The sequence below is a fragment of the Mycolicibacterium hodleri genome, from assembly GCF_025822245.1.
Classification (GTDB): Bacteria; Actinomycetota; Actinomycetes; order Mycobacteriales; family Mycobacteriaceae; genus Mycobacterium; species Mycobacterium hodleri.
In genome coordinates, this window is the sequence record NZ_JACKTL010000041.1 from 125,625 (window position 1) to 143,477 (window position 17,853).

At 68.4% G+C, this 17,853-nt stretch carries 23 protein-coding genes, 1 tRNA gene and 1 pseudogene; 17 read left to right on the forward strand and 8 right to left on the reverse strand.

What is annotated here, in order from left to right; all coding sequences use genetic code 11:
• Window positions 1–20: 20 nt before the first annotated feature.
• Genes H7J06_RS18175 through H7J06_RS18190 form a run of 4 tightly spaced genes read left to right on the forward strand, consistent with a single transcriptional unit; the run spans window position 21 to window position 2,869 of the window.
• On the forward strand, window positions 21–1,148 hold the full coding sequence (locus tag H7J06_RS18175; protein ID WP_264040410.1) for an NDMA-dependent alcohol dehydrogenase: 1,128 nt from the start codon (window positions 21–23) through the stop codon (window positions 1,146–1,148).
• A gap of 4 nt (window positions 1,149–1,152) precedes the next feature.
• The gene (locus H7J06_RS18180) at window positions 1,153–1,584 is read left to right on the forward strand and encodes a nuclear transport factor 2 family protein (protein ID WP_264040411.1); all 432 of its coding nucleotides are present in this window, start codon (window positions 1,153–1,155) and stop codon (window positions 1,582–1,584) included.
• Window positions 1,581–2,429 carry an SDR family NAD(P)-dependent oxidoreductase gene (locus tag H7J06_RS18185; protein WP_264040443.1) on the forward strand — a complete coding sequence of 283 codons (849 nt, stop codon included), beginning with the start codon at window positions 1,581–1,583 and terminating at the stop codon, window positions 2,427–2,429. The genes H7J06_RS18180 and H7J06_RS18185 overlap by 4 nt, the downstream gene beginning before the upstream one ends.
• 35 nt (window positions 2,430–2,464) lie before the next feature.
• Window positions 2,465–2,869: an HIT family protein gene (locus H7J06_RS18190; protein WP_264040412.1), complete on the forward strand. Its 405-nt coding sequence runs from the start codon at window positions 2,465–2,467 to the stop codon at window positions 2,867–2,869.
• On the opposite strand, the gene H7J06_RS18195 is transcribed toward H7J06_RS18190, so the two are convergent.
• Entirely contained in the window at window positions 2,866–4,317 is a 1,452-nt protein-coding gene (locus H7J06_RS18195; protein WP_264040444.1) for a sensor histidine kinase, read from the reverse strand. The genes H7J06_RS18190 and H7J06_RS18195 overlap by 4 nt on opposite strands.
• Window positions 4,318–4,386: 69 nt before the next feature.
• Window positions 4,387–5,106, reverse strand: a complete 720-nt coding sequence (locus H7J06_RS18200) for a response regulator transcription factor (RefSeq protein WP_264040413.1) — start codon at window positions 5,104–5,106, stop codon at window positions 4,387–4,389.
• 109 nt (window positions 5,107–5,215) lie between these two features.
• Here H7J06_RS18200 and H7J06_RS18205 point away from each other — a divergent pair, with 109 nt between their 5' ends.
• From H7J06_RS18205 to H7J06_RS18220, 4 genes are all read left to right on the forward strand, one after another.
• Entirely contained in the window at window positions 5,216–6,031 is an 816-nt protein-coding gene (locus tag H7J06_RS18205) for a hypothetical protein (protein ID WP_264040414.1), read from the forward strand.
• Window positions 6,032–6,052: 21 nt separating this feature from the next.
• Window positions 6,053–6,127 (forward strand) — tRNA-Thr (locus H7J06_RS18210).
• 39 nt (window positions 6,128–6,166) lie between these two features.
• Entirely contained in the window at window positions 6,167–6,571 is a 405-nt protein-coding gene (locus tag H7J06_RS18215) for an HNH endonuclease (protein ID WP_264040415.1), read from the forward strand.
• A 50-nt stretch (window positions 6,572–6,621) separates the two neighbouring features.
• Window positions 6,622–6,981 carry a hypothetical protein gene (locus tag H7J06_RS18220; RefSeq protein WP_264040416.1) on the forward strand — a complete coding sequence of 120 codons (360 nt, stop codon included), beginning with the start codon at window positions 6,622–6,624 and terminating at the stop codon, window positions 6,979–6,981.
• Window positions 6,982–7,111: 130 nt separating this feature from the next.
• On the opposite strand, the gene H7J06_RS32410 is transcribed toward H7J06_RS18220, so the two are convergent.
• A complete protein-coding gene (locus H7J06_RS32410; RefSeq protein ID WP_264040417.1) occupies window positions 7,112–7,768 on the reverse strand; it encodes a hypothetical protein in 657 nt (218 codons plus the stop codon).
• On the opposite strand from H7J06_RS32410, the gene H7J06_RS18230 reads away from it, so the two are divergent.
• Window positions 7,731–9,311 (forward strand): glycoside hydrolase family 183 protein, encoded by a 1,581-nt coding sequence (locus H7J06_RS18230; RefSeq protein ID WP_264040418.1) that lies wholly within the window; start codon window positions 7,731–7,733, stop codon window positions 9,309–9,311. The two genes, H7J06_RS32410 and H7J06_RS18230, sit on opposite strands and share 38 nt — an antisense overlap.
• Window positions 9,312–9,319: 8 nt before the next feature.
• Window positions 9,320–9,799: a hypothetical protein gene (locus H7J06_RS18235; protein ID WP_264040419.1), complete on the forward strand. Its 480-nt coding sequence runs from the start codon at window positions 9,320–9,322 to the stop codon at window positions 9,797–9,799.
• 7 nt (window positions 9,800–9,806) lie between these two features.
• Here H7J06_RS18235 and H7J06_RS18240 read toward each other — a convergent pair whose 3' ends face one another.
• On the reverse strand, window positions 9,807–10,712 hold the full coding sequence (locus H7J06_RS18240) for a DKNYY domain-containing protein (protein WP_264040420.1): 906 nt from the start codon (window positions 10,710–10,712) through the stop codon (window positions 9,807–9,809).
• Window positions 10,713–10,741: 29 nt separating this feature from the next.
• Here H7J06_RS18240 and H7J06_RS18245 point away from each other — a divergent pair, with 29 nt between their 5' ends.
• Both H7J06_RS18245 and H7J06_RS18250 read left to right on the forward strand, forming a co-directional pair.
• Window positions 10,742–11,884: an XdhC family protein gene (locus tag H7J06_RS18245; protein ID WP_264040421.1), complete on the forward strand. Its 1,143-nt coding sequence runs from the start codon at window positions 10,742–10,744 to the stop codon at window positions 11,882–11,884.
• Between the two features lie 82 nt (window positions 11,885–11,966).
• Window positions 11,967–12,314: a DUF732 domain-containing protein gene (locus H7J06_RS18250; protein ID WP_264040422.1), complete on the forward strand. Its 348-nt coding sequence runs from the start codon at window positions 11,967–11,969 to the stop codon at window positions 12,312–12,314.
• Between the two features lie 7 nt (window positions 12,315–12,321).
• Here H7J06_RS18250 and H7J06_RS18255 read toward each other — a convergent pair whose 3' ends face one another.
• A complete protein-coding gene (locus H7J06_RS18255; RefSeq protein WP_264040424.1) occupies window positions 12,322–13,161 on the reverse strand; it encodes an SDR family oxidoreductase in 840 nt (279 codons plus the stop codon).
• Window positions 13,162–13,373: 212 nt separating this feature from the next.
• Here H7J06_RS18255 and H7J06_RS18260 point away from each other — a divergent pair, with 212 nt between their 5' ends.
• The 5 genes from H7J06_RS18260 (at window position 13,374) to H7J06_RS18280 (ending at window position 16,370) form a co-directional block, all read left to right on the forward strand.
• Window positions 13,374–13,730 carry an intersectin-EH binding protein Ibp1 gene (locus tag H7J06_RS18260; RefSeq protein ID WP_264040425.1) on the forward strand — a complete coding sequence of 119 codons (357 nt, stop codon included), beginning with the start codon at window positions 13,374–13,376 and terminating at the stop codon, window positions 13,728–13,730.
• A gap of 71 nt (window positions 13,731–13,801) precedes the next feature.
• Entirely contained in the window at window positions 13,802–14,179 is a 378-nt protein-coding gene (locus H7J06_RS18265) for an intersectin-EH binding protein Ibp1 (RefSeq protein ID WP_264040426.1), read from the forward strand.
• 125 nt (window positions 14,180–14,304) lie between these two features.
• Window positions 14,305–14,664, forward strand: a complete 360-nt coding sequence (locus H7J06_RS18270; protein ID WP_264040427.1) for an intersectin-EH binding protein Ibp1 — start codon at window positions 14,305–14,307, stop codon at window positions 14,662–14,664.
• Between the two features lie 47 nt (window positions 14,665–14,711).
• Window positions 14,712–14,876 carry a hypothetical protein gene (locus H7J06_RS18275; protein ID WP_170220004.1) on the forward strand — a complete coding sequence of 55 codons (165 nt, stop codon included), beginning with the start codon at window positions 14,712–14,714 and terminating at the stop codon, window positions 14,874–14,876.
• Entirely contained in the window at window positions 14,877–16,370 is a 1,494-nt protein-coding gene (locus H7J06_RS18280) for an alpha,alpha-trehalose-phosphate synthase (UDP-forming) (protein ID WP_264040428.1), read from the forward strand. It abuts the gene before it with no gap.
• Here the strand turns inward: H7J06_RS18280 and H7J06_RS18285 are convergent.
• The 3 genes and pseudogenes from H7J06_RS18285 to H7J06_RS18295 all read right to left on the reverse strand — a co-directional run.
• On the reverse strand, window positions 16,357–16,851 hold the full coding sequence (locus H7J06_RS18285) for a mammalian cell entry protein (RefSeq protein WP_264040429.1): 495 nt from the start codon (window positions 16,849–16,851) through the stop codon (window positions 16,357–16,359). The genes H7J06_RS18280 and H7J06_RS18285 overlap by 14 nt on opposite strands.
• Window positions 16,851–17,567, reverse strand: coding sequence for an Rv1363c family protein (locus tag H7J06_RS18290; protein WP_264040430.1), 717 nt, complete (start codon window positions 17,565–17,567; stop codon window positions 16,851–16,853). Before H7J06_RS18290 ends, H7J06_RS18285 begins: the two co-directional genes overlap by 1 nt.
• A 44-nt stretch (window positions 17,568–17,611) precedes the next feature.
• Window positions 17,612–17,853, reverse strand: a pseudogene (locus H7J06_RS18295) (mammalian cell entry protein); the annotation flags it as partial.

Consider the following 17,853-nt stretch of genomic DNA (forward strand, 5'->3'; position numbering starts at 1 on the left):
GCAAGTCGAGAGAGGTACTCGTGAAGACAAAGGGCGCACTCATCTGGGAGTTCAACCAGCCATGGTCGATCGAGGAGATCGAGATCGGCGATCCCGTCAAGGACGAGGTCAAGATCCAGATGGAAGCCTCGGGCATGTGCCACTCCGATCACCACCTGGTGACCGGCGGCATCCCGATGATGGGCTTCCCCGTACTCGGCGGCCACGAAGGCGCCGGGATCGTCACCGAGGTCGGACCCGGCGTCGAGGACCTGGCACCCGGTGACCACGTCGTCCTGTCCTTCATCCCGTCATGCGGGCGCTGCCCGTCATGTCAGGCCGGCCTGCGCAACCTCTGCGACCTGGGGGCCGGGCTGCTCGGAGGCGTCGCCGTCTCCGACGGCACGCACCGCATCACCGCGAAGGGCCAGCCGGTCTTCCCGATGACGCTGCTGGGCACCTTCAGCCCGTACATGGTGGTGCACAAGAGCTCCGTGGTGAAGATCGACCCCTCGATCCCGTTCGAGGTCGCCTGTCTGGTCGGTTGCGGCGTGACGACGGGCTACGGCTCGGCGGTCAAGGCCGGCGACATCCGCCCCGGTGACGACGTCGCGATCATCGGCGTCGGCGGCGTCGGCATGTCGGCGCTGCAGGGCGCGGTGAACGCCGGTGCGCGCAACCTCTTCGTCATCGAACCCGTCGAGTGGAAGCGCGACGCCGCACTGAAGTTCGGTGCGACACATGCCTATCCCGACATCGAGTCTGCCTTCGCCGGCGTCGCCGAGGTGACGCAGGGGCTGATGGCCAAGCAGGTCATCGTGACCGTCGGCGAACTCGACGGCAAGGACGTGGACAACTACGTCAACCTGACCTCCAAGGGCGGCACTACGGTGCTGACCGCCATCGGCAGCATGATGGACACCAACGTCACGTTGAACCTGGCGATGCTGACCCTGATGCAGAAGAGGTTGCAGGGCACCATCTTCGGTGGCGGCAACCCGCACTTCGACATCCCGCAGCTGCTGTCGATGTACAAGGCGGGCCGGCTCAACCTCGACGACATGGTCACCCGCCAGTACCAGCTGGAGCAGATCAACGACGGCTACACCGACATGCTCGAGGGCCGCAACATCCGTGGGGTCATCCGCTTCACCGACGCCGACAGGTAGCGAAATGTCGCAGGAGACAGCGGAGTTGACTCCAGTGGTCGCCGCCTCGGAGGCGTCGTGGCGATGCGTCCAGGCGGGCGACCGCGAGGGTTGGCTCGCGCTGATGGCCGACGACGTCGTCGTGGAGGACCCGATCGGCGAGGCCGTCACCAACCCCGACGGCACCGGTGTCCGCGGCAAGGAGGCGCTCGCCGCCTTCTACGACGCGAACATCGGGCCCAACCGGCTGACGGTGACCCGCGAGGAGACCTTCCGGTCGAGTTCCCCCACGGAGATCGCCTACATCCTGGTGCTGCACACCGCGTTCCCCAACGGCTTCACGGCGACCGTACGTGGGGTCTTCACCTACCGGGTGAACGACTCCGGGCTGATCACCAACCTGCGGGGCTACTGGAACATGGACGCCATGCAGTTCAGCCAGGAGGACGAGGCCTGACCTCCGGCGCAGTCGTCGTCGGCGGGTCCCGCGGGATCGGGCTCGCCGTCGCCGGGCTTCTGGCGGCTCGGGGCTTCGGTGTGGTCGTCAACGGGCGCGACGCCGATGCCGTCGACGCGGCCGTCGCCCACGTGGGAGGTCGCGCCGTCGGCTTCCCCGGCTCGCCGGCGGACCCGGAGACGGCCGACGCGCTGGTCGACTCGTGCGTCGAGCACTTCGGCCGGATCGACGCGCTGGTCAACTGCGCGGGCACCGCGGAGCCGGCAGGCTCGTCGATCCTCACCGTGACCTCGGGGCAGTTCCGGGAGCTCCTCGACGCGCACCTCGGCACGGTGTTCGAGACGTGCCGGGCCGCGGCGCCCAAGATGGTCGCCCAGGGCGGCGGCGCGATCGTCAACACCAGCTCGTTCGCGTTCCTCGGCGACTACGGCGGTACGGGTTATCCCGCGGGCAAGGGTGCGGTCAACGGCCTGACGCTCGCCATCGCGGCCGAGCTGAAGACGGCCGGAGTCCGAGCCAACGTGGTGTGCCCGGGCGCGAGGACGCGGTTGTCGACCGGCCCGGAGTACGAGGCCCAGATCGCGGACCTCAACCGTCGCGGGCTGCTCGACGACGTCAGCATGCAGGGCGCGCTCGACGCGGCGGAACCCGAGTACGCCGCGTCGACCTACGCGTATCTGGTCAGCGACGCAGCCACGGACGTGACTGGCCAAATCTTCATCGCCGCAGGGGGTTTCGTCGGCCGCTTCGACCGGCCCACACCGAGCGTCGTGGCCTACCGAGACCACCACGACTCGCCCCCGTGGACGGTGGACGAGCTGGACGGCTTCGTCCGCCGCCGCTGATCGCCCTCCCAGGGCCGGTCTGGCATGCTCGAGCCATGGCCTCCGTGTTCACCATGATCATCAACCGCGAGATCCCCGGCCGATTCGTCTACGAGGACGACGAGGTGGTCGCCTTCCTCACCATCGAGCCGATGACCCAAGGGCACACGCTCGTCGTCCCGCGCGCCGAGATCGACAACTGGCAGGACGTCGAGGCGGGCGTCTTCGCCAACGTGATGGCCGTGGCACAGCGCATCGGCAAGGCCCAGTCCAAGGCGTTCGGCGTGGAACGGACGGGCCTAATCATCGCCGGCCTCGAAGTGCCGCACCTGCACGTACACGTCTTCCCGGCCCGCGACCTGTCCGACTTCGGCTTCGCCAACGTCGACCGCAACCCCTCGCCGGAGTCGCTGGACGAGGCGCAGGCCAAGATCACGGCCGCGCTGGCCGAACTGGACTAAACGGTGGCGGGCTCGTCGGCGTCCACCACCGGCACGTCGGCGACCCGCGGCAACTGAACCGTGAATCGGCAGCCCTGACCCGGCGCCGTCGTCACGCTGACCGTGCCGCCGTGCGCGTACACCAGGGAGTCGACGATGGAGAGTCCCAGCCCCGTGCCGCCGCTGGCCCGCGCCCGGGACGAATCCGTGCGGTAGAACCGCTCGAAGATCCGGTGCGCGTCCTCCCGACTCATGCCGGGTCCTTCGTCGGCCACTTCCAGGATTGCGCTGTCCTGCCTGGTGCCGACGCGGATGGCGATGTTGGCCGACTCCGGGGTGTGCTGCAGCGCGTTGGCCACCAGATTGCCCATCACCTGCCGCAGCCGGGCCTCGTCGCCGAGCACCTCGGGCGTCCCGGGGCCGTCCAGGACCTCCATGGTGACCGTGCGCTTCGGCGCGACCGACCGCGCGTCGTGGACGGCGTCGCTGGCCAGCGACAGCAGGTCCACCCGGCGCTGCTCCATCGGGCGCTGGGCATCCAGTCGCGCCAACAGCAGCAGGTCCTCGACGAGCAGGCCCATCCGTTGGGACTCGCTTTCGATGCGACTCATCAACAGCTCGACGTCCCGTGCGGCGCCCTGGCGGTACAGCTCGGCGAACCCGCGAATGGTGGTCAACGGCGTACGAAGCTCGTGGCTCGCGTCGGTGATGAACCGGCGCATCCGGTCCTCGGACGTACGCGCCTTCTCGGCCGAGGCCTCCGACGACGCCACCGCCCGCTGAATCTGGGCGAGCATCCCGTTGAGCGCCAACGACAATCGGCCCACTTCCGTACGGGTGTCCCGTTCCGGAATGCGGCGGTCGAGCTCGCCCGCCGCGATGGCCGCGGCGGTCTGCTCCACCTCGACGAGCGGGCGGAGGCTGCGGTGCACCACGGCGAAGCCCGCGATGCCGAGCACCAACAGCACCGCGACGCCGATGCCCACCTGCGACCACGTCAACGCACGAACGGTGGATGCGACGTCGGAGAGGTCGATGGCGACGGTGGTCAGTTCACCGTGCAACCCGCGTACCGTCATCGCCCGCCACTGCACGTTGGAGTGGTCGATGGAGCCGACGGTGACGGGTACCGGTCCGACGTCGTTGCTGTCGGGCAGGGCGGGCTCGGCGTCCCGGTCGTTGACCGCCATCCAAATGCGACCGTCGGAGTCGATGCCGCGCACGTAGAAGTCCGACGGTGGCCTGGCCGGGTTCGGATCCTCCATGGGCGTGGCCGGCATCCGGCGGGGAGCCTGAGCCCATCCTCGCGAGGCGTCGAGCAGGGTCTCGTCGACCCGGTTGATCAAGGTGTGCCTGATGATGGAGGTGACGGCGACGCCCGAGGCGAGCAGGCCGCATGCCACCAGCACGAGGGTCGCGGCCACGAGTCCCACCCGCAGTGGGATGCCGCGTCCCCGAAAGCCTGACATTCCCCCGGTCATCCCCACATTGTGCAGAAAGCGCGGCCGTCGGCTGGCGAACTCACGCACGAGGGTGCGTCAGCGCGGTTCGCGCAGGACGTATCCCACGCCGCGCAGGGTGTGGAGCAGACGCTTCTCGCCGGTGTCGATCTTGCGACGCAGGTACGACACGTAGGACTCGACGACGTTGACGTCGCCGCCGAAGTCGTACCGCCAGACGTGGTCGAGGATCTTCGGCTTCGACAACACCGTGCCGGCGTTGATGATGAAGTAGCGAAGCAGGGTGAACTCGGTCGGCGACAGCGAGACGGGCTCGCCGGCCTTCCACACCTCGTGGGTGTCCTCGTCGAGCTCGATGTCGGCGAACGTCAGCCGCGCGCTGCGGGGCTCCTCGACGCCGCGACCCGAGCGGCGAAGGATGACGCGCAGCCGCGCTACGACTTCTTCGAGGCTGAAGGGCTTGGTGACGTAGTCGTCGCCACCGAGGGTCAGGCCGGCGATCTTGTCCTGGAGCGAGTCGCGCGCGGTCAGGAACAGCGCGGGCGAATCGATGCCGTCGGCGCGGAGCCGGCGAAGCACGCCGAAGCCGTCCATCCCGGGCATCATCACGTCGAGAATGACGGCATCCGGGCGGATCTCCCGCGCCTTGTCCAAGGCCGCGGGGCCGCTCGACGCGGTGTGCACCTCGAAGCCCTGGAACTTCAAACTCACCGAGAGCAACTCGACGATGTTGGTTTCGTCGTCGACGACGAGGATTCGCGCTTCGGGGATGAACTCCGGAACTGCAGCCATGGCCATGTGAACAATGTCCTCCCATTCCCATGCATTGACGCTGCTCGAGCGCTGTGAGATTCCTGTGAGTTGATCTCGGGCAAGCTAGGTGTGACCCCCGCCATAGACTGGGCGCATGAATCTTGGCAAAGCCCTCGTCGACGTGGCGACCGCACCGGTACGCATCGGTCTTGCCGTCGCCGACGTGGGCCTGGGCATCGCCGGGGAGACCCTTCAGGTCGTCCAGCGCGGCCTCGGCGAGGGCACTCTGCCCGCGGGCAGGTCGTCGTTGGCGCAGATGCTCGGACTCGAGGACGCCGTCGAACGCGCCAACCGCCTGGCCCGTCTGATGGACGACGACGCCCCGCTCGGCCGCGCCCTCGCACCGGACGGGCCCGTCAACAGGATGCTGCGGCCGGGCGGACTCGTCGACCAGCTCACCGCCGAAGGTGGCCTCCTCGACCGGCTGACCGCCGAGAACGGCCCCGTCACCCGCGCGGTGGCGCCCGGCGGACTGATCGACCAGTTGACCGCCGAGGGGGGATTGGTCGACCGTCTGACCACCGACGACGGGGCGGTGTCCCGGGTGATCGCCCCGGGCGGACTCGCCGACCAGTTGCTCGCCAACGACGGGTTGATCGAGCGCATCCTGCGCGAGGACGGCGTCGCGGACAAGCTGCTCGCCGAAGGCGGCCTGCTCGACACCCTCACCGCCGAGCAGGGCGCGTTGATGAAGCTGGCCGACGTGGCCGACACCCTCAACCGGCTCGCGCCGGGGCTCGAGGCGCTGACCCCGACGATCGACGCACTCCACGAAGCCGTCATCACCCTCAGCCAGGTGGTCAACCCCCTGAGCAACATCGCCGGCCGAATCCCGCTGCCGCGCGCCCGGGGACGACGGCCCGTCACGCGGCCGATTCCCGCCCCACGGGTCGTCGACGCCGACGAGTGAGCCGATAAGCTAGGCGCGCACGCCTCCTTAGCTCAGTGGTAGAGCAACATACTTGTAATATGTAGGCCATCGGTTCGATCCCGATAGGGGGCTCCAACGATCAATCCTGTCGGTGGGCGGTCGTAGCCTCCGCACATGAGGCAGTGTCGCCATTCCGGTTCCGCGCTCTCCCGTCGTAGCCAGAAGATGTACTGCGACAACGCATGTCAAGCCGAGGCTCGGCGAGACTCCGGTGTCAAGCGGTGGCTCGAAACCGGTGAAGCAGCGGTCGACAGTCGGCGAACGCACTACATCCGGCAGTACCTCTCCGACGCCCAGAACGGTTGCTGTGCGATCTGCGGCGGGGCGAACACGTGGCTCGGCGAGCACCTCGCGCTCATACTCGACCACGTCGACGGAAACCCGACGAACAACAGACGGGAAAATCTGCGGCTGGTCTGCCCGAACTGCGACTCACAGCTCGTGACCTACAAGAGCCGAAACCGGGGCAACGGGCGACACTCCCGCCGACGGCGATATGCAGACGGGCAGTCGTACTAGATACTCGCAGGCGCGGCCGCCACGTCCGCCATCAGCCGAGGAGGAAACTCATGTCCGAAGCCGGTGTCTGGGTCGCTTGGGGAATCCCCGCCCGCGGACGCGAAGGACAGGCGTTGGCGCTCCTGAAGTCGTCGCTGACGGGTTACCTCGAGCAACTCTCGACCGAGGGTCGCATCGAGCGTTACGACGCCGCTGTCCTCAAGCCGCAGAGCACCGAGCTCGGCGGTTTCATCCTCATCCAGGGCACCCACGACCAGATCGACGCACTGCGCACCGACCAGGGCTTTCAGACGTGGGTCACCCAGATTCAGTTGGTGGCCGACAAGGTCGGGATCGTCGACGCCTGGGTCGGCGGCGGCCTGGCCGAGGCCTTTGCGCTGTACGAGAAGGCGCTCGAGAAACTGGGCTGACGAGTTCGCCGGTAACGCGCCCGGCCTCTGCGACGAAGGCAACAGGAGTGAAAGTTGTGAATGTCAGCTTTCACCGATGAGCCCGGAGATAGTGCGATTCAATTGCTCTGCTCCGTCGGGGAAGAGCAGTTCAGCGCATCGGAAGGGCCAACATGGGAGCCTCCAGGTACATCGGTCGGGTCGGCGGTCTAGCCGTCGCGCTGGGAGTCGGCACGGCCGTGGCGACGGGATACGGCGTCGCCGCCGCCGACGACACGTCGACCAACTCGTCGAGCAGCCAGTCGGCGAGCACCGCCAGTGCCAGCACGTCGGGCGACACCGCGGCCTCGCCGTCGTCGCCGTCCACCGCGGAATCGTCGACGGAGCCCACGACCGCGACCACCACCACGACTACGTCCACCGGGACCGACGTCAAGCCCACGGGCACCGCCACGTCGGGCACGGTGGCCAGCGGGGTGGTCAGCGCGCAAACCAACACCGGTAGCTCGGGCGGCACGGCATCTGCCACCGCCACGCCGACGCCCAAGCCGACGGCCACGCCCGAACCGACGGCCACGCCCGAAGTCACCGTCCCCGATGCCGCCGCGCCGGACGTACCGGACAGCACCCCGACCCCGACGCCCACCCCGACCAAGAAGCCGAAGCCGAACGACACCCCGGCGGCTCCGACCGCCGCCACCGCGGCACCTGCCTCGACGGCGACGGCCAAGACGTCCGAGCCGACCGCGGCCACCCCCAACGCGGCGAAGGTGACGGCCGACGACCCGGCGCCCAAGGCGACGGCCACTCTCGCGGTCGTCTCGGCCGCCGCGAAGTCGACCTCCCCCACGCCGACCGCCCTCGTCGTCGACGTGACCCCGACCGCCCCGGCACCCGCTGCACCGCAGAACCCGCTGGCCGTGGTGGGCGGCATGGTGTCGAGCGTCGTCAACTGGATGCTGGCCCCCTTCATGGGTGCAGGGGCGCCGGCTGCCGCCGATCCCCCGCTGGCGTGGTCGCTGCTGGCGTACGCCCGTCGCGAGTTCGACGACTTCGTCAACGCCGTCACCGGGCGCGCCACCGCGGCACCGGCCGTCACCGCCGACGCCACCACCCTCTCGTTGGCCGCCGCCACCACCGCCTTGGCCCAGGCGGCCGCCGTCAACGTGCCCGGCTTCCCGCTTCCCGGCGCACAATTGAGCCCGTCGACGCAGTTCGTCCAGTGGGTGACGGGCAATTACCAGACCGGCAACCCGTTGATCGCCGACACCCTGACCCGCTTCGGCATCACCGGCACCGACGTCGGCGTCATCTGGGACAACGGCATGGTCGACGACCCCACCACCCCGTACAACGAGCACCAGGTGTTGATGGCGTTCGGCGACACGTTCAGCGGCGCCAACATGACTGGCAACTGGCGCTTCAACGTGCTGCTGCGCAGCGCCGACACCGTGCTCTCCGACGGAATCACCATCCCCAACGGAGAGTGGTACAACGGCAACATGTTCGGCGGCACGCCGTTGAGCAGCCCGACCACCGCCCGGCAGATCATCCACCCCGACGGCCTGCCCGCGGGCGTCACGCTCATCCCCACCGCGGGCATCTCCATCCCGACGCCCGGCACCCAGTTCGGCGTCACCCAGTACGTCAACTTCATGTCGGTGTCCAACTGGGGCGCCGCCGGCCAGTGGAACACCAACTACTCCGCGGTCGCCTACTCCACCGACAACGGCGAGAACTGGACCGTCGCACCGACTTCGGTGCGCTACAACGACCCGTGGAGTGGCAACGCGAACTTCCAGCAGGGCGCCTACGTCCGTCCCGGCGACGGGTACGTGTACAACTACGGCACGCCGAACGGCCGCCAGGGTGCCGCCTACGTCTCGCGGGTCGCCGAGAAGGACATCCTCGACACCAGCAAGTACGAGTACTACAGCGCCGGTTCGCCGGGCGGCTGGTTCGGCTGGGGCGCCACCCCGTCGGGTTGGTACAAGAACCAGCCGGCCAAGGCCTCGGCGGTGTTCGGGCAGGACACTGGCGCCTGCGGCGTCGCGAACCCCGGCAATCAGGTCAGCGAGATGTCGGTCCAGTACAACAAGCAGCTCAAGAAGTACGTCGTCCTCTACGGCGACCAGTTCAACAACATCGTCATGCGGACCTCGGACACGCCTCAGGGTGGCTGGTCGGGCGCAAAGGTGCTCATGGCGCAGCAGCCCGGTGGCATCTACGCGCCGATGATGCATCCGTGGTCGCCGGCGACGATGGGCACCGGCACCGACCTGTACTGGAATCTGTCGCTGTATTCTCAGTACAACGTGATGCTCATGAAGACCGATCTGACGAAGGTCTAGGCCAGCTCGTGTTGCGCGGCATCCTGACGGGGGCGGCGGTGACGGCGTTGGCGCTGTCGCCCATCGCGGTGGCGAACGCCGATCCCGCTGCGCCGCAGGCGAATACGCCGTGCACCGCGGAGGTCAAGGATGCGCTGACGTTGCCGGCCGGCGCGGAGGCACCCCTGGCCTGCGACGGCACCAGCTGGCAGCCGGTCACCGATCCCTATCCGATCAGCGACGAATGGGTCAGCTCCGGGCCGGTGACGACGTTGCACGGCCAGGGTCGCCGCAACCCGATGCTCGAGTCCGGCCAATGGACGGCGACCCCGCTGACACCCAACACCACCTGTGGCGCAACCCAATTCGCGGTGATCTCCGGAACACCCACCCTGGGTCCGCCGCAGTCCGACCGCGGCGAACCCGGCCAGCCACTCCAGTTGGAGGTGGTGCCCCGGCTCTTCACCGTCGAGCTGACCGGCGACTGCCTGTGGCGGCGATCGCCCTAGGTGCCCACTAGGGGGCGACGAACACCGACGTCTCCGAGCATCCGGTCACCACGTGTCCCGGCGGGAACGACCGCGGATCGGCGTCGACGATGACGTCGTCGCGGTAGTACGCGTGCGTGTCGTCGGCGGAGCATTCGAACGCCGCATTCAGCACGTGGAACGTGGCGCCGTCGGCATCGGGAACCGGTTTGCCCATCCAATACCCGTGGCGGGCGTCGCGGGCGAACGGACCTTCGAGGACGTCGAAGGTCCGGGGATCGGCGGCGGCGATGCGATCGGTGAAGTAGAAGACACCGTGGTCGTCGCGCGAGTACCCGCCTCTGAGCACCCGGAACGTGGCCGGGTCGGCACCGGCGACGGGGTTGCCGTTCACCTGCACGACGCGGTCGTCCCTGGTGAACAGGTAGTAATCCGAGTCCGAGACGATCCTGAAGTGGGCGGGGTCGTCCGACAGAATCCGCCCGTCGGACCAGTACACCGCGTCGGAGTCCCTGGCGAGGTTCCCGTCCAGCAACTCGAAGTGGTCGGGATCGTCGCTGAACACCGTGTCGCGTTGGTAGACGTGATCGGCGTCCTTCGCGAAGTCCGGGCGGTCGAGCAACTCGAAGGTCGCGGGATCGGCGTCGGCAAGCGCCCGCCCGTCGACGTAGACCGTCGAGCGGTCCTTGCCGAAGGTGCGGTCCAGCGGGTCGAACGTCGCGGCGTCGGCGCCGCCGACCTCGACCGCCTTGCCGGGGAAGGCCTGCAGGTAGAAGACGGCGTCCCCTCGCACGTGATAGCCGGCCGAATCGAAGAGGGAATCGGGCGAGCCGCCGCGGTCGCAGCCCGCCAGCGCCGCGACGACGGCGACGCACACGGCGGCGGTCAGCCTGCGCATCGCCGTGGCGGACGGGGCGATCCTGTCATGGGCCAACGGTACTCGGCTGGACCTAGACTCGGGGCGTGCGCGACGTTCTCGAGGAGCTTCTCTCGGTGTGGCGTGCCGGAGGTACGGCGGGCTTGGCGACCGTCGTGCGCACCATGAAGTCCGCGCCCCGCGCAGCGGGCGCGGCGATGGTGGTCTCTCCGGACGGCTCGGTGGCGGGTTCGGTCTCCGGCGGCTGCGTGGAGGCCGCGGTCTACGACCTGGCCGGCGAGGTCGTGCAGACCTGTCGGCCCCGGCTTCAGCGCTACGGCATCACCGACGACGACGCCTTCGCGGTGGGACTGACGTGCGGCGGAATCATCGACATCTTCGCCGAACCCGTGTCCCGAGAGACCTTTTCGCAACTGGATGTCGTCGCCGACGCCATCGCGTCGCACCACCCGATCGCCGTCGCCACCGTGATCGCCCATCCCGACGTCGAGTGGATCGGCCGGCGGCTGGTGGTCGGCGAGGCACGCGCCGAGGGCTCGCTGGGATCGGCCCGCGCGGACGACGCCGTCGCCGACGACGTGCGCGGACTGCTCGCCGCGGGGCGCACAGCGGTGCTCACCTACGGCCCCGACGGCCAACGCCAGGGCGAGGGCATGGAGGTCTTCGTCTCCAGCCATGCGCCACGGCCGCGGATGATCGTCTTCGGCGCCATCGACTTCGCCTCGGCGCTGACCCGCCAGGCGGCCCTCCTCGGCTATCGCGTCACGGTGTGCGACGCCCGTCCCGTGTTCGCGACGCCCGCCCGGTTTCCCGCCGCCGACGAGGTGGTCGTCGACTGGCCCCACCGCTACCTCGCCGGCCAGCAGGAGCTGGGGGCAATCGATGCCAGGACCGTAATCTGCGTCCTCACCCACGACCCCAAGTTCGACGTGCCGGTGCTGGCCGTGGCGCTACGCCTGCCGCACGTCGGCTACGTGGGCGCGATGGGGTCGCGCCAAACCCACCTCGACCGCCTCGACCGGCTGCGTGAGGTGGGGCTGTCCGACGCCGAGACGGCCCGGCTGTCCAGCCCCATCGGGCTGGATCTCGGGGCCAGGACTCCCGAGGAAACGGCGGTGTCGATCACCGCCGAGATCATCGCCCGAAGGTGGGGTGGCGGTGGCCGCTCACTCACCGAACTGGACTCCCGCATCCACCACGACGGCTCCGACGCCAGGGCTCGGTCGTAACGCCCTCCCGCGGCCGGACGATATCCCGGTGAGCTTTGCTGGCGTACTGTCGGCATGAACTTCGTCGGGACAGGGGTGGCAGATGAGTGCGAAGAACTTCGGTGCGGCACTGCTGGTCGCGGCGGGTGCGACCGTTGCGGTCGCGACGGCCGTCCCGGCCCACGCGGACCCCACCGACGACGCCCGAGCACAACAGATCGACCAGGCATTCCTCAAGGCCGTCAAGGGTCAGGGCCTGAAGCTGAAGTCCGACGCCTTCGCCCTCGACCTGGCCCACTCGACGTGCGACGTGTTGACCCGCACCGGTTCGGTCGAAAACGCGCTGCGCCACATTCAGAACGCCACCGACTGGTCCGACAGCAAGAAGATCGGCTCCTTCGGCAGCCTCGCGGTGCAGGGCTACTGCCCGACGTCGATGCCCAAGCAGTAGCTGGGCTCTAGCCGACCACTCCGCGCAGGCCGTCGGCGCCGAAGACGGGTTCGAGCATCGCCGAGTAATCGGGACCGCGCCGGACCAACTGGCCTCCGTCGACGTTGATGACCTGACCGGTGATCCAGCTCGCCGCATCGCTGAGGAGGAAGACCGAGGCGTTGGCGACGTCCTCGACCTCACCGACGCGCGGCAGTGGCGTGCTGACGCGGTAGTCCTCGCTGAGTTCCGGCGAATCAAGCACCAGTGCAACGAGTTCGGTGCGGATGAGCCCGGGCCGGATCGAGTTGACCCGCACCCACGACGCGCCGAGCTCGTCGGCCCCCAACTGCATCAGGTGGTCGATCGCCGACTTGCTCACGCCGTACGCCCCGAACCATCGGTGGGTGTTGCTGGCCGCCACCGACGAGATGCCGACGAACGAGCCGCCGCCTCCGCGGACCATCTCCCTGGCGGTGTGCTTGAGCACGTACATGGTGCCGTTGACGTTGAGGTCGACGGTGCGTCGCCACGCCTCGGAGTCGACCTGGGTGATCGGGCCGATCGTCTCCGAGCCGCCCGCGCAGTGCACGACGCCGTTCAAGCGGCCGTGCCACGCGACGGCGGCGTCCACCATGTGAGCGACTTCGTCCTCGTTGGTGACGTCGGCGGGCTCGTATCTGACCCCGCCCCAGCCCTCGCCCGCGCGCGAGGTGATTTCCTCCTGGGCGGCGGCGAGACGATCGGCGTTGCGACCGACCAGCACCACGTCGCCACCCGCCGCCGCGACGGCAGTGGCGACACCCTTGCCGATGCCGCTCCCGCCGCCCGTGACGACGTACGTCCGATCCGCCAATGAAAGCTGCACCGTTGCCCCTTGTCGCAGAACTAGAACACGTTCTCGTATGTAACCACACCCCGACCCGCATGCGGCACAGCGAACGTGGAGCCTCCCCACAGAAACCGTACGCACGCACCACTTCACACCCGAATCAGCGGCAGATCTCCACCATCTCGGCGTATCGTCGTGGCCACTGATGGGTCCCGCGCACGACGGGTCCACCGACAGAAAGCGTGGCGATGACGACCCAACAGCTCTCAGCACGACGACTGCTCGTCGCCGGCGGATTCGCCGTCGCCATCGCCGCCGCACCGGCGGTCGCCGCGTTCGCCGGTCCGTCGGTCGCGCCGTTCTTCGGAGCCGCGTGCCCCAACGGTGAGACCGAGGACGTCTACACCGACGCGTGCACCCCCGACCTCGTGCCGAACTCACCGGTAGTCCAGACCTCGCCGGGCGGCCTGCCCTCGGTTGACGGAGTTCCCTGCACCGGCGGCAACTCGGGCCAGTGCATCGGCCTGTCCGAGGACGCCCCGCAATACGTGCCGCCGACGTCGTCGGTCGGGTCGAGCCCGACCGTCACCGGCTCCACCAACTAGCCGGACGCGACTCTCCGGAGACAACTCGCAGTATGTAAGCAGATTCTTGCCAGCTTCCCTACAATCCACGCATGTCGCACTCCGAGTTCTCCGTACGTCGTCTCATCCTCGCCGGTGGGTTCGCCCTCGCCGTCGCCGCATCTCCGGCCGTGGCCGCGTTCGCCGTCCCCACTGGCGGACCCGGCACACAGCTGGCCGACGACTGCGCCGCGGGTGAGGACGCCGACCCGTTCACCGGCTCCTGCGTGCCGTTCGCAGTGCCCAACTCGCCGTTGCCGCCGGCGTTCACGACGCCCGCGGGCAACCCCGACATCCCGGAGATCGACGGCGTGCCGTGCACAGGGCGCGACTCCGGCGCGTGCATCGGTCTGTCCGAGGACGCCCCGCAGTACGTGCCGCCCACGTCGTCTGTCGGATCGGATCCGACGATCACGGGCTCGACCAACTGACGGAGCGCTTTCAGGGAACCCGCGGAACTCGTGCAGATTCGCGGGAGCTTCCCTACAATTCCTGCGACGAACCGTCAATATTCTCGGGCGCTACGAAGACTCCCGAAAACACAGAAAGCGTGACCATGCCGCACCTTGAATTCTCAGCACGACGAATCATCCTCGCCGGCGGATTCGCGCTCACCCTCGCCGCCGCCCCCGCGGTGGCCGCCTTCACCGTTCCCCTCGTCGCGAACGCCGCGCCCGCGGCGTCGTGCCCCGCCGGTGAGGAAGAGGATCTGTACACGGGTTCGTGCCTGCCCCACACCGTACCCAACTCGCCGACGAACAACGGTTTCCCCGAGTCGAACGTCGACCAGTCCCCCGGCAGCCTGCCGTCGGTCGACGGTGTCCCGTGCACCGGCGGCAACACCGGTCAGTGCATCGGCCTGCAGGAGAACGCACCGAAGTTCGTGCAGCCGCCGACGAGCATCGACGGCGGGTAATACCCATCATGGGTTGGGCGGCTCGCCGAGTCGCCTAGAGTTGGTGCATGGCTGCAAAACCTGATCCTGCCGAAATCGGCGACGTCGAGCCCCTGGCCGACAGCACCGCCCGCATGGCGAGGCGCGTCGTCGCCGCCTATGCCACCGACGCCGACGAGTGCCGCGTGTTCCTGTCCATGCTGGGCATCGGACCGGCAAAGCTCGAGGCGTAGATGAGCTCAGGAGGAAGCCCACCAGCCGACTCCGGGCACACGGAGGTCGTCGCAGAGGGCGAATCCGACTTCGTCGTCGTGGCGAATCGGCTGCCCATCGACATGGAGCGGCGACCCGACGGCTCCACGTCCTACAAGCGGAGTCCCGGCGGTCTCGTCACGGCGTTGGAACCGCTGCTGCGGCGACGGCGCGGGGCATGGGTCGGCTGGCCCGGTGTCACCGACGGCGACGAGGAGCCCATCTTCGAGGACGACCTCGAGATGCGGCCCGTCGTGCTGTCCGGCGACGACTTCGCCGACTACTACGAGGGTTTCTCGAACGCGACCCTGTGGCCGCTGTACCACGACGTGATCGTCAAGCCCATCTACCGCCGAGAGTGGTGGGACCGGTACGTCGAGGTGAATCGTCGCTTCGCCGAGGCGACGGCCAAGGCGGCGGCACACGGTGCGACGGTGTGGGTCCAGGACTATCAGCTGCAGCTGGTGCCGAAGATGCTGCGCATGCTGCGGCCCGATCTGACCATCGGTTTCTTCCTGCACATCCCATTCCCACCCGTCGAACTCTTCATGCAGATGCCGTGGCGCACCGAGATCATCGAGGGATTGCTCGGCGCCGACCTCGTCGGGTTCCACCTGCCCGGTGGGGCGCAGAACTTCATGATCCTGGCCCGGCGTCTCCTGGGCGCCAACACCTCACGGGCCAACGTCGGCGTGCGGTCCCGTTTCGGCGAAATCCAGGTCGGCTTCCGCACGGTGAAGGTGGGCGCATTTCCCATCTCCATCGACTCCGAGGAACTCGACACCAAGGCGCGCAACCGCGGCGCCCGTCAGCGCGCCAAGGAGTTGCGGGCCGATCTGGGCAATCCGCGCAAGATCCTGCTCGGCGTCGACCGGCTGGACTACACCAAGGGCATCGACGTTCGGCTGCAAGCGTTCTCGGAGTTGCTGGACGAGGGCAGGATCGACCCGGAGAACACGGTGTTGATTCAGCTGGCGACGCCGAGCCGAGAGCGCGTGCAGAGCTACAAGGTGATGCGCGAGGACATCGAGCGCCAGGTCGGGCACATCAACGGTGAGTACGGCAAAGTCGGGCACCCAATCGTGCACTACCTCCACCAGGCGCTGCCGAGGGACGAACTGATCGCGTTCTTCGTCGCGGCCGACGTCATGTTGGTCACGCCGCTGCGCGACGGGATGAATCTGGTGGCCAAGGAGTACGTCGCCTGCCGGAGCGATCTCGGCGGCGCCTTGGTGCTCAGCGAATTCACCGGCGCCGCAGCCGAACTCAGGCAGGCCTACCTCACCAACCCGCACCACATCGACGGCGTCAAGGATGCGATCGAGGCGGCGCTGGCGCAGACCCCCGAAGAGGGCCGTCGCCGCATGCGGGCGCTGCGTCGGCAGGTGCTGGCCCACGACGTCGACCGCTGGGCGCGCTCGTTCCTCGAGGCCTTGGCCGCCACTCAGGACGCGGAGACTCCTAGATCGGAGTGATGTTCTTGATCCGCCAGTCTTCGCCCACCTTCTGGTAGTCGACCTTCAGCCGGCTGCCGTCGTACAGCGGCTGCTTGGTCTTGTCGGTGAGCACGCGGTTCATGTAGACCATCACCGAGCCCGAATCACGGTGCGCGTCAAGCATTCCGACGCCCACGATGTTCACCTGACTGATGAGCTGACGTTGGCGCGCCGCGGGTATGACGTTCTTGGTGGTGTCGTCCTCGTACTCGCGACGGAAGTCGGGTGTCAACAGCCGATAGGCGTCGGTGCGACTGCGCTCGATCGTTTGATAGTCGAAGCCGAGGATGATCGGGATCTGCTGGGCCGCCAACTGGGGCAGTTCGGCCCTGGCCTCCTGCTCCCCGACCCGCTCGACGCGGTTCCAGTACAGCGTGCCGCCGAATCCGGCGAGCGCGACGAAGCCGGCCGCGAGGAGCACGCCGACGAGCACCGCCATCCTGGCGCTCCAGCGACTCATCAGTTGCCCCCGTCGGGATACTTCAGGTCGTAACCCGTCATTCGTCCGTTGTCGTCCTCGTGCACGATGACCCGCAGTCGGTACGGCTTCGACGGTGCGTTGACGCCGTCCAGATTGGTCACCGTCACTCTCACCGACACCAGCACCGAGGCGTTGTCCGCGGTGTCGTCGATCTTCTCCAACGCCGATCCGTTGATGACGGCCTCGGAACTTGCGTTGGTGTCGCGGAAGATCGCCTTGAGGTTCTCGACGTTGTTGCCTTGGCTCATCATGTCGCGCAACGGGCCGCTGATGCCGTTGACGAACCGGTTCACGCTGTCGTCGATGTTGTTCTGGGTATAGCTGAACATGTTGACCACCGTCTGCGACGCGGTGTCGACGAACCTCTGATCCCGTGCCGCCTCTGCGCGTGCGTGGCTCTGCTGGGTGAACAGCAGCGCCACCACCCCGGCCATCGCGGCAACCAGGAAGGCCGTCACGCCGAGGGCGAGTGCCGCGACCAGCACGCGATGCGGTTGCCGCCGCGGCGGGGGCCCGACCGGCTTGGCGGGCCGCACCTTGGCCACCGACGGCGAGTCGACCACGACGTGCTCGGGAACCTCCGGAACCGTGCCGGACGCCGGGCCGGCGGCCCTGGACGCGCGGCGACGCGCAGCGGCTTTCCGCACCGACTCCGGTGTGTCCGTTGCCGATTCACCGGTAGTCGTGTCTGTCATCGGTCCTCCTGGCTCGCTTCTCCAGCCCTCCGCAACGTAGCCAATTACGACTGCCTCGGATCCAACATCAGGTCCACCCAGGTCTCGGCGGTGTCCGCCTTGTCGATCCCGGCGGCGAACACGCCCGTGCCGCCGGCGGGGTCGACGAAGACGCCGTTCTTCGAATCGTACGTGGCCGCGGCGGGACCGCTCGCCTGCGGCGGCGCGGCCCCCGAGGGGACGGCCTCCGAGGGCAGCAGCGGACCCTGGCCGGGCGGAAGCTCGGCCGGCGGTGGCGCGTCCGCAG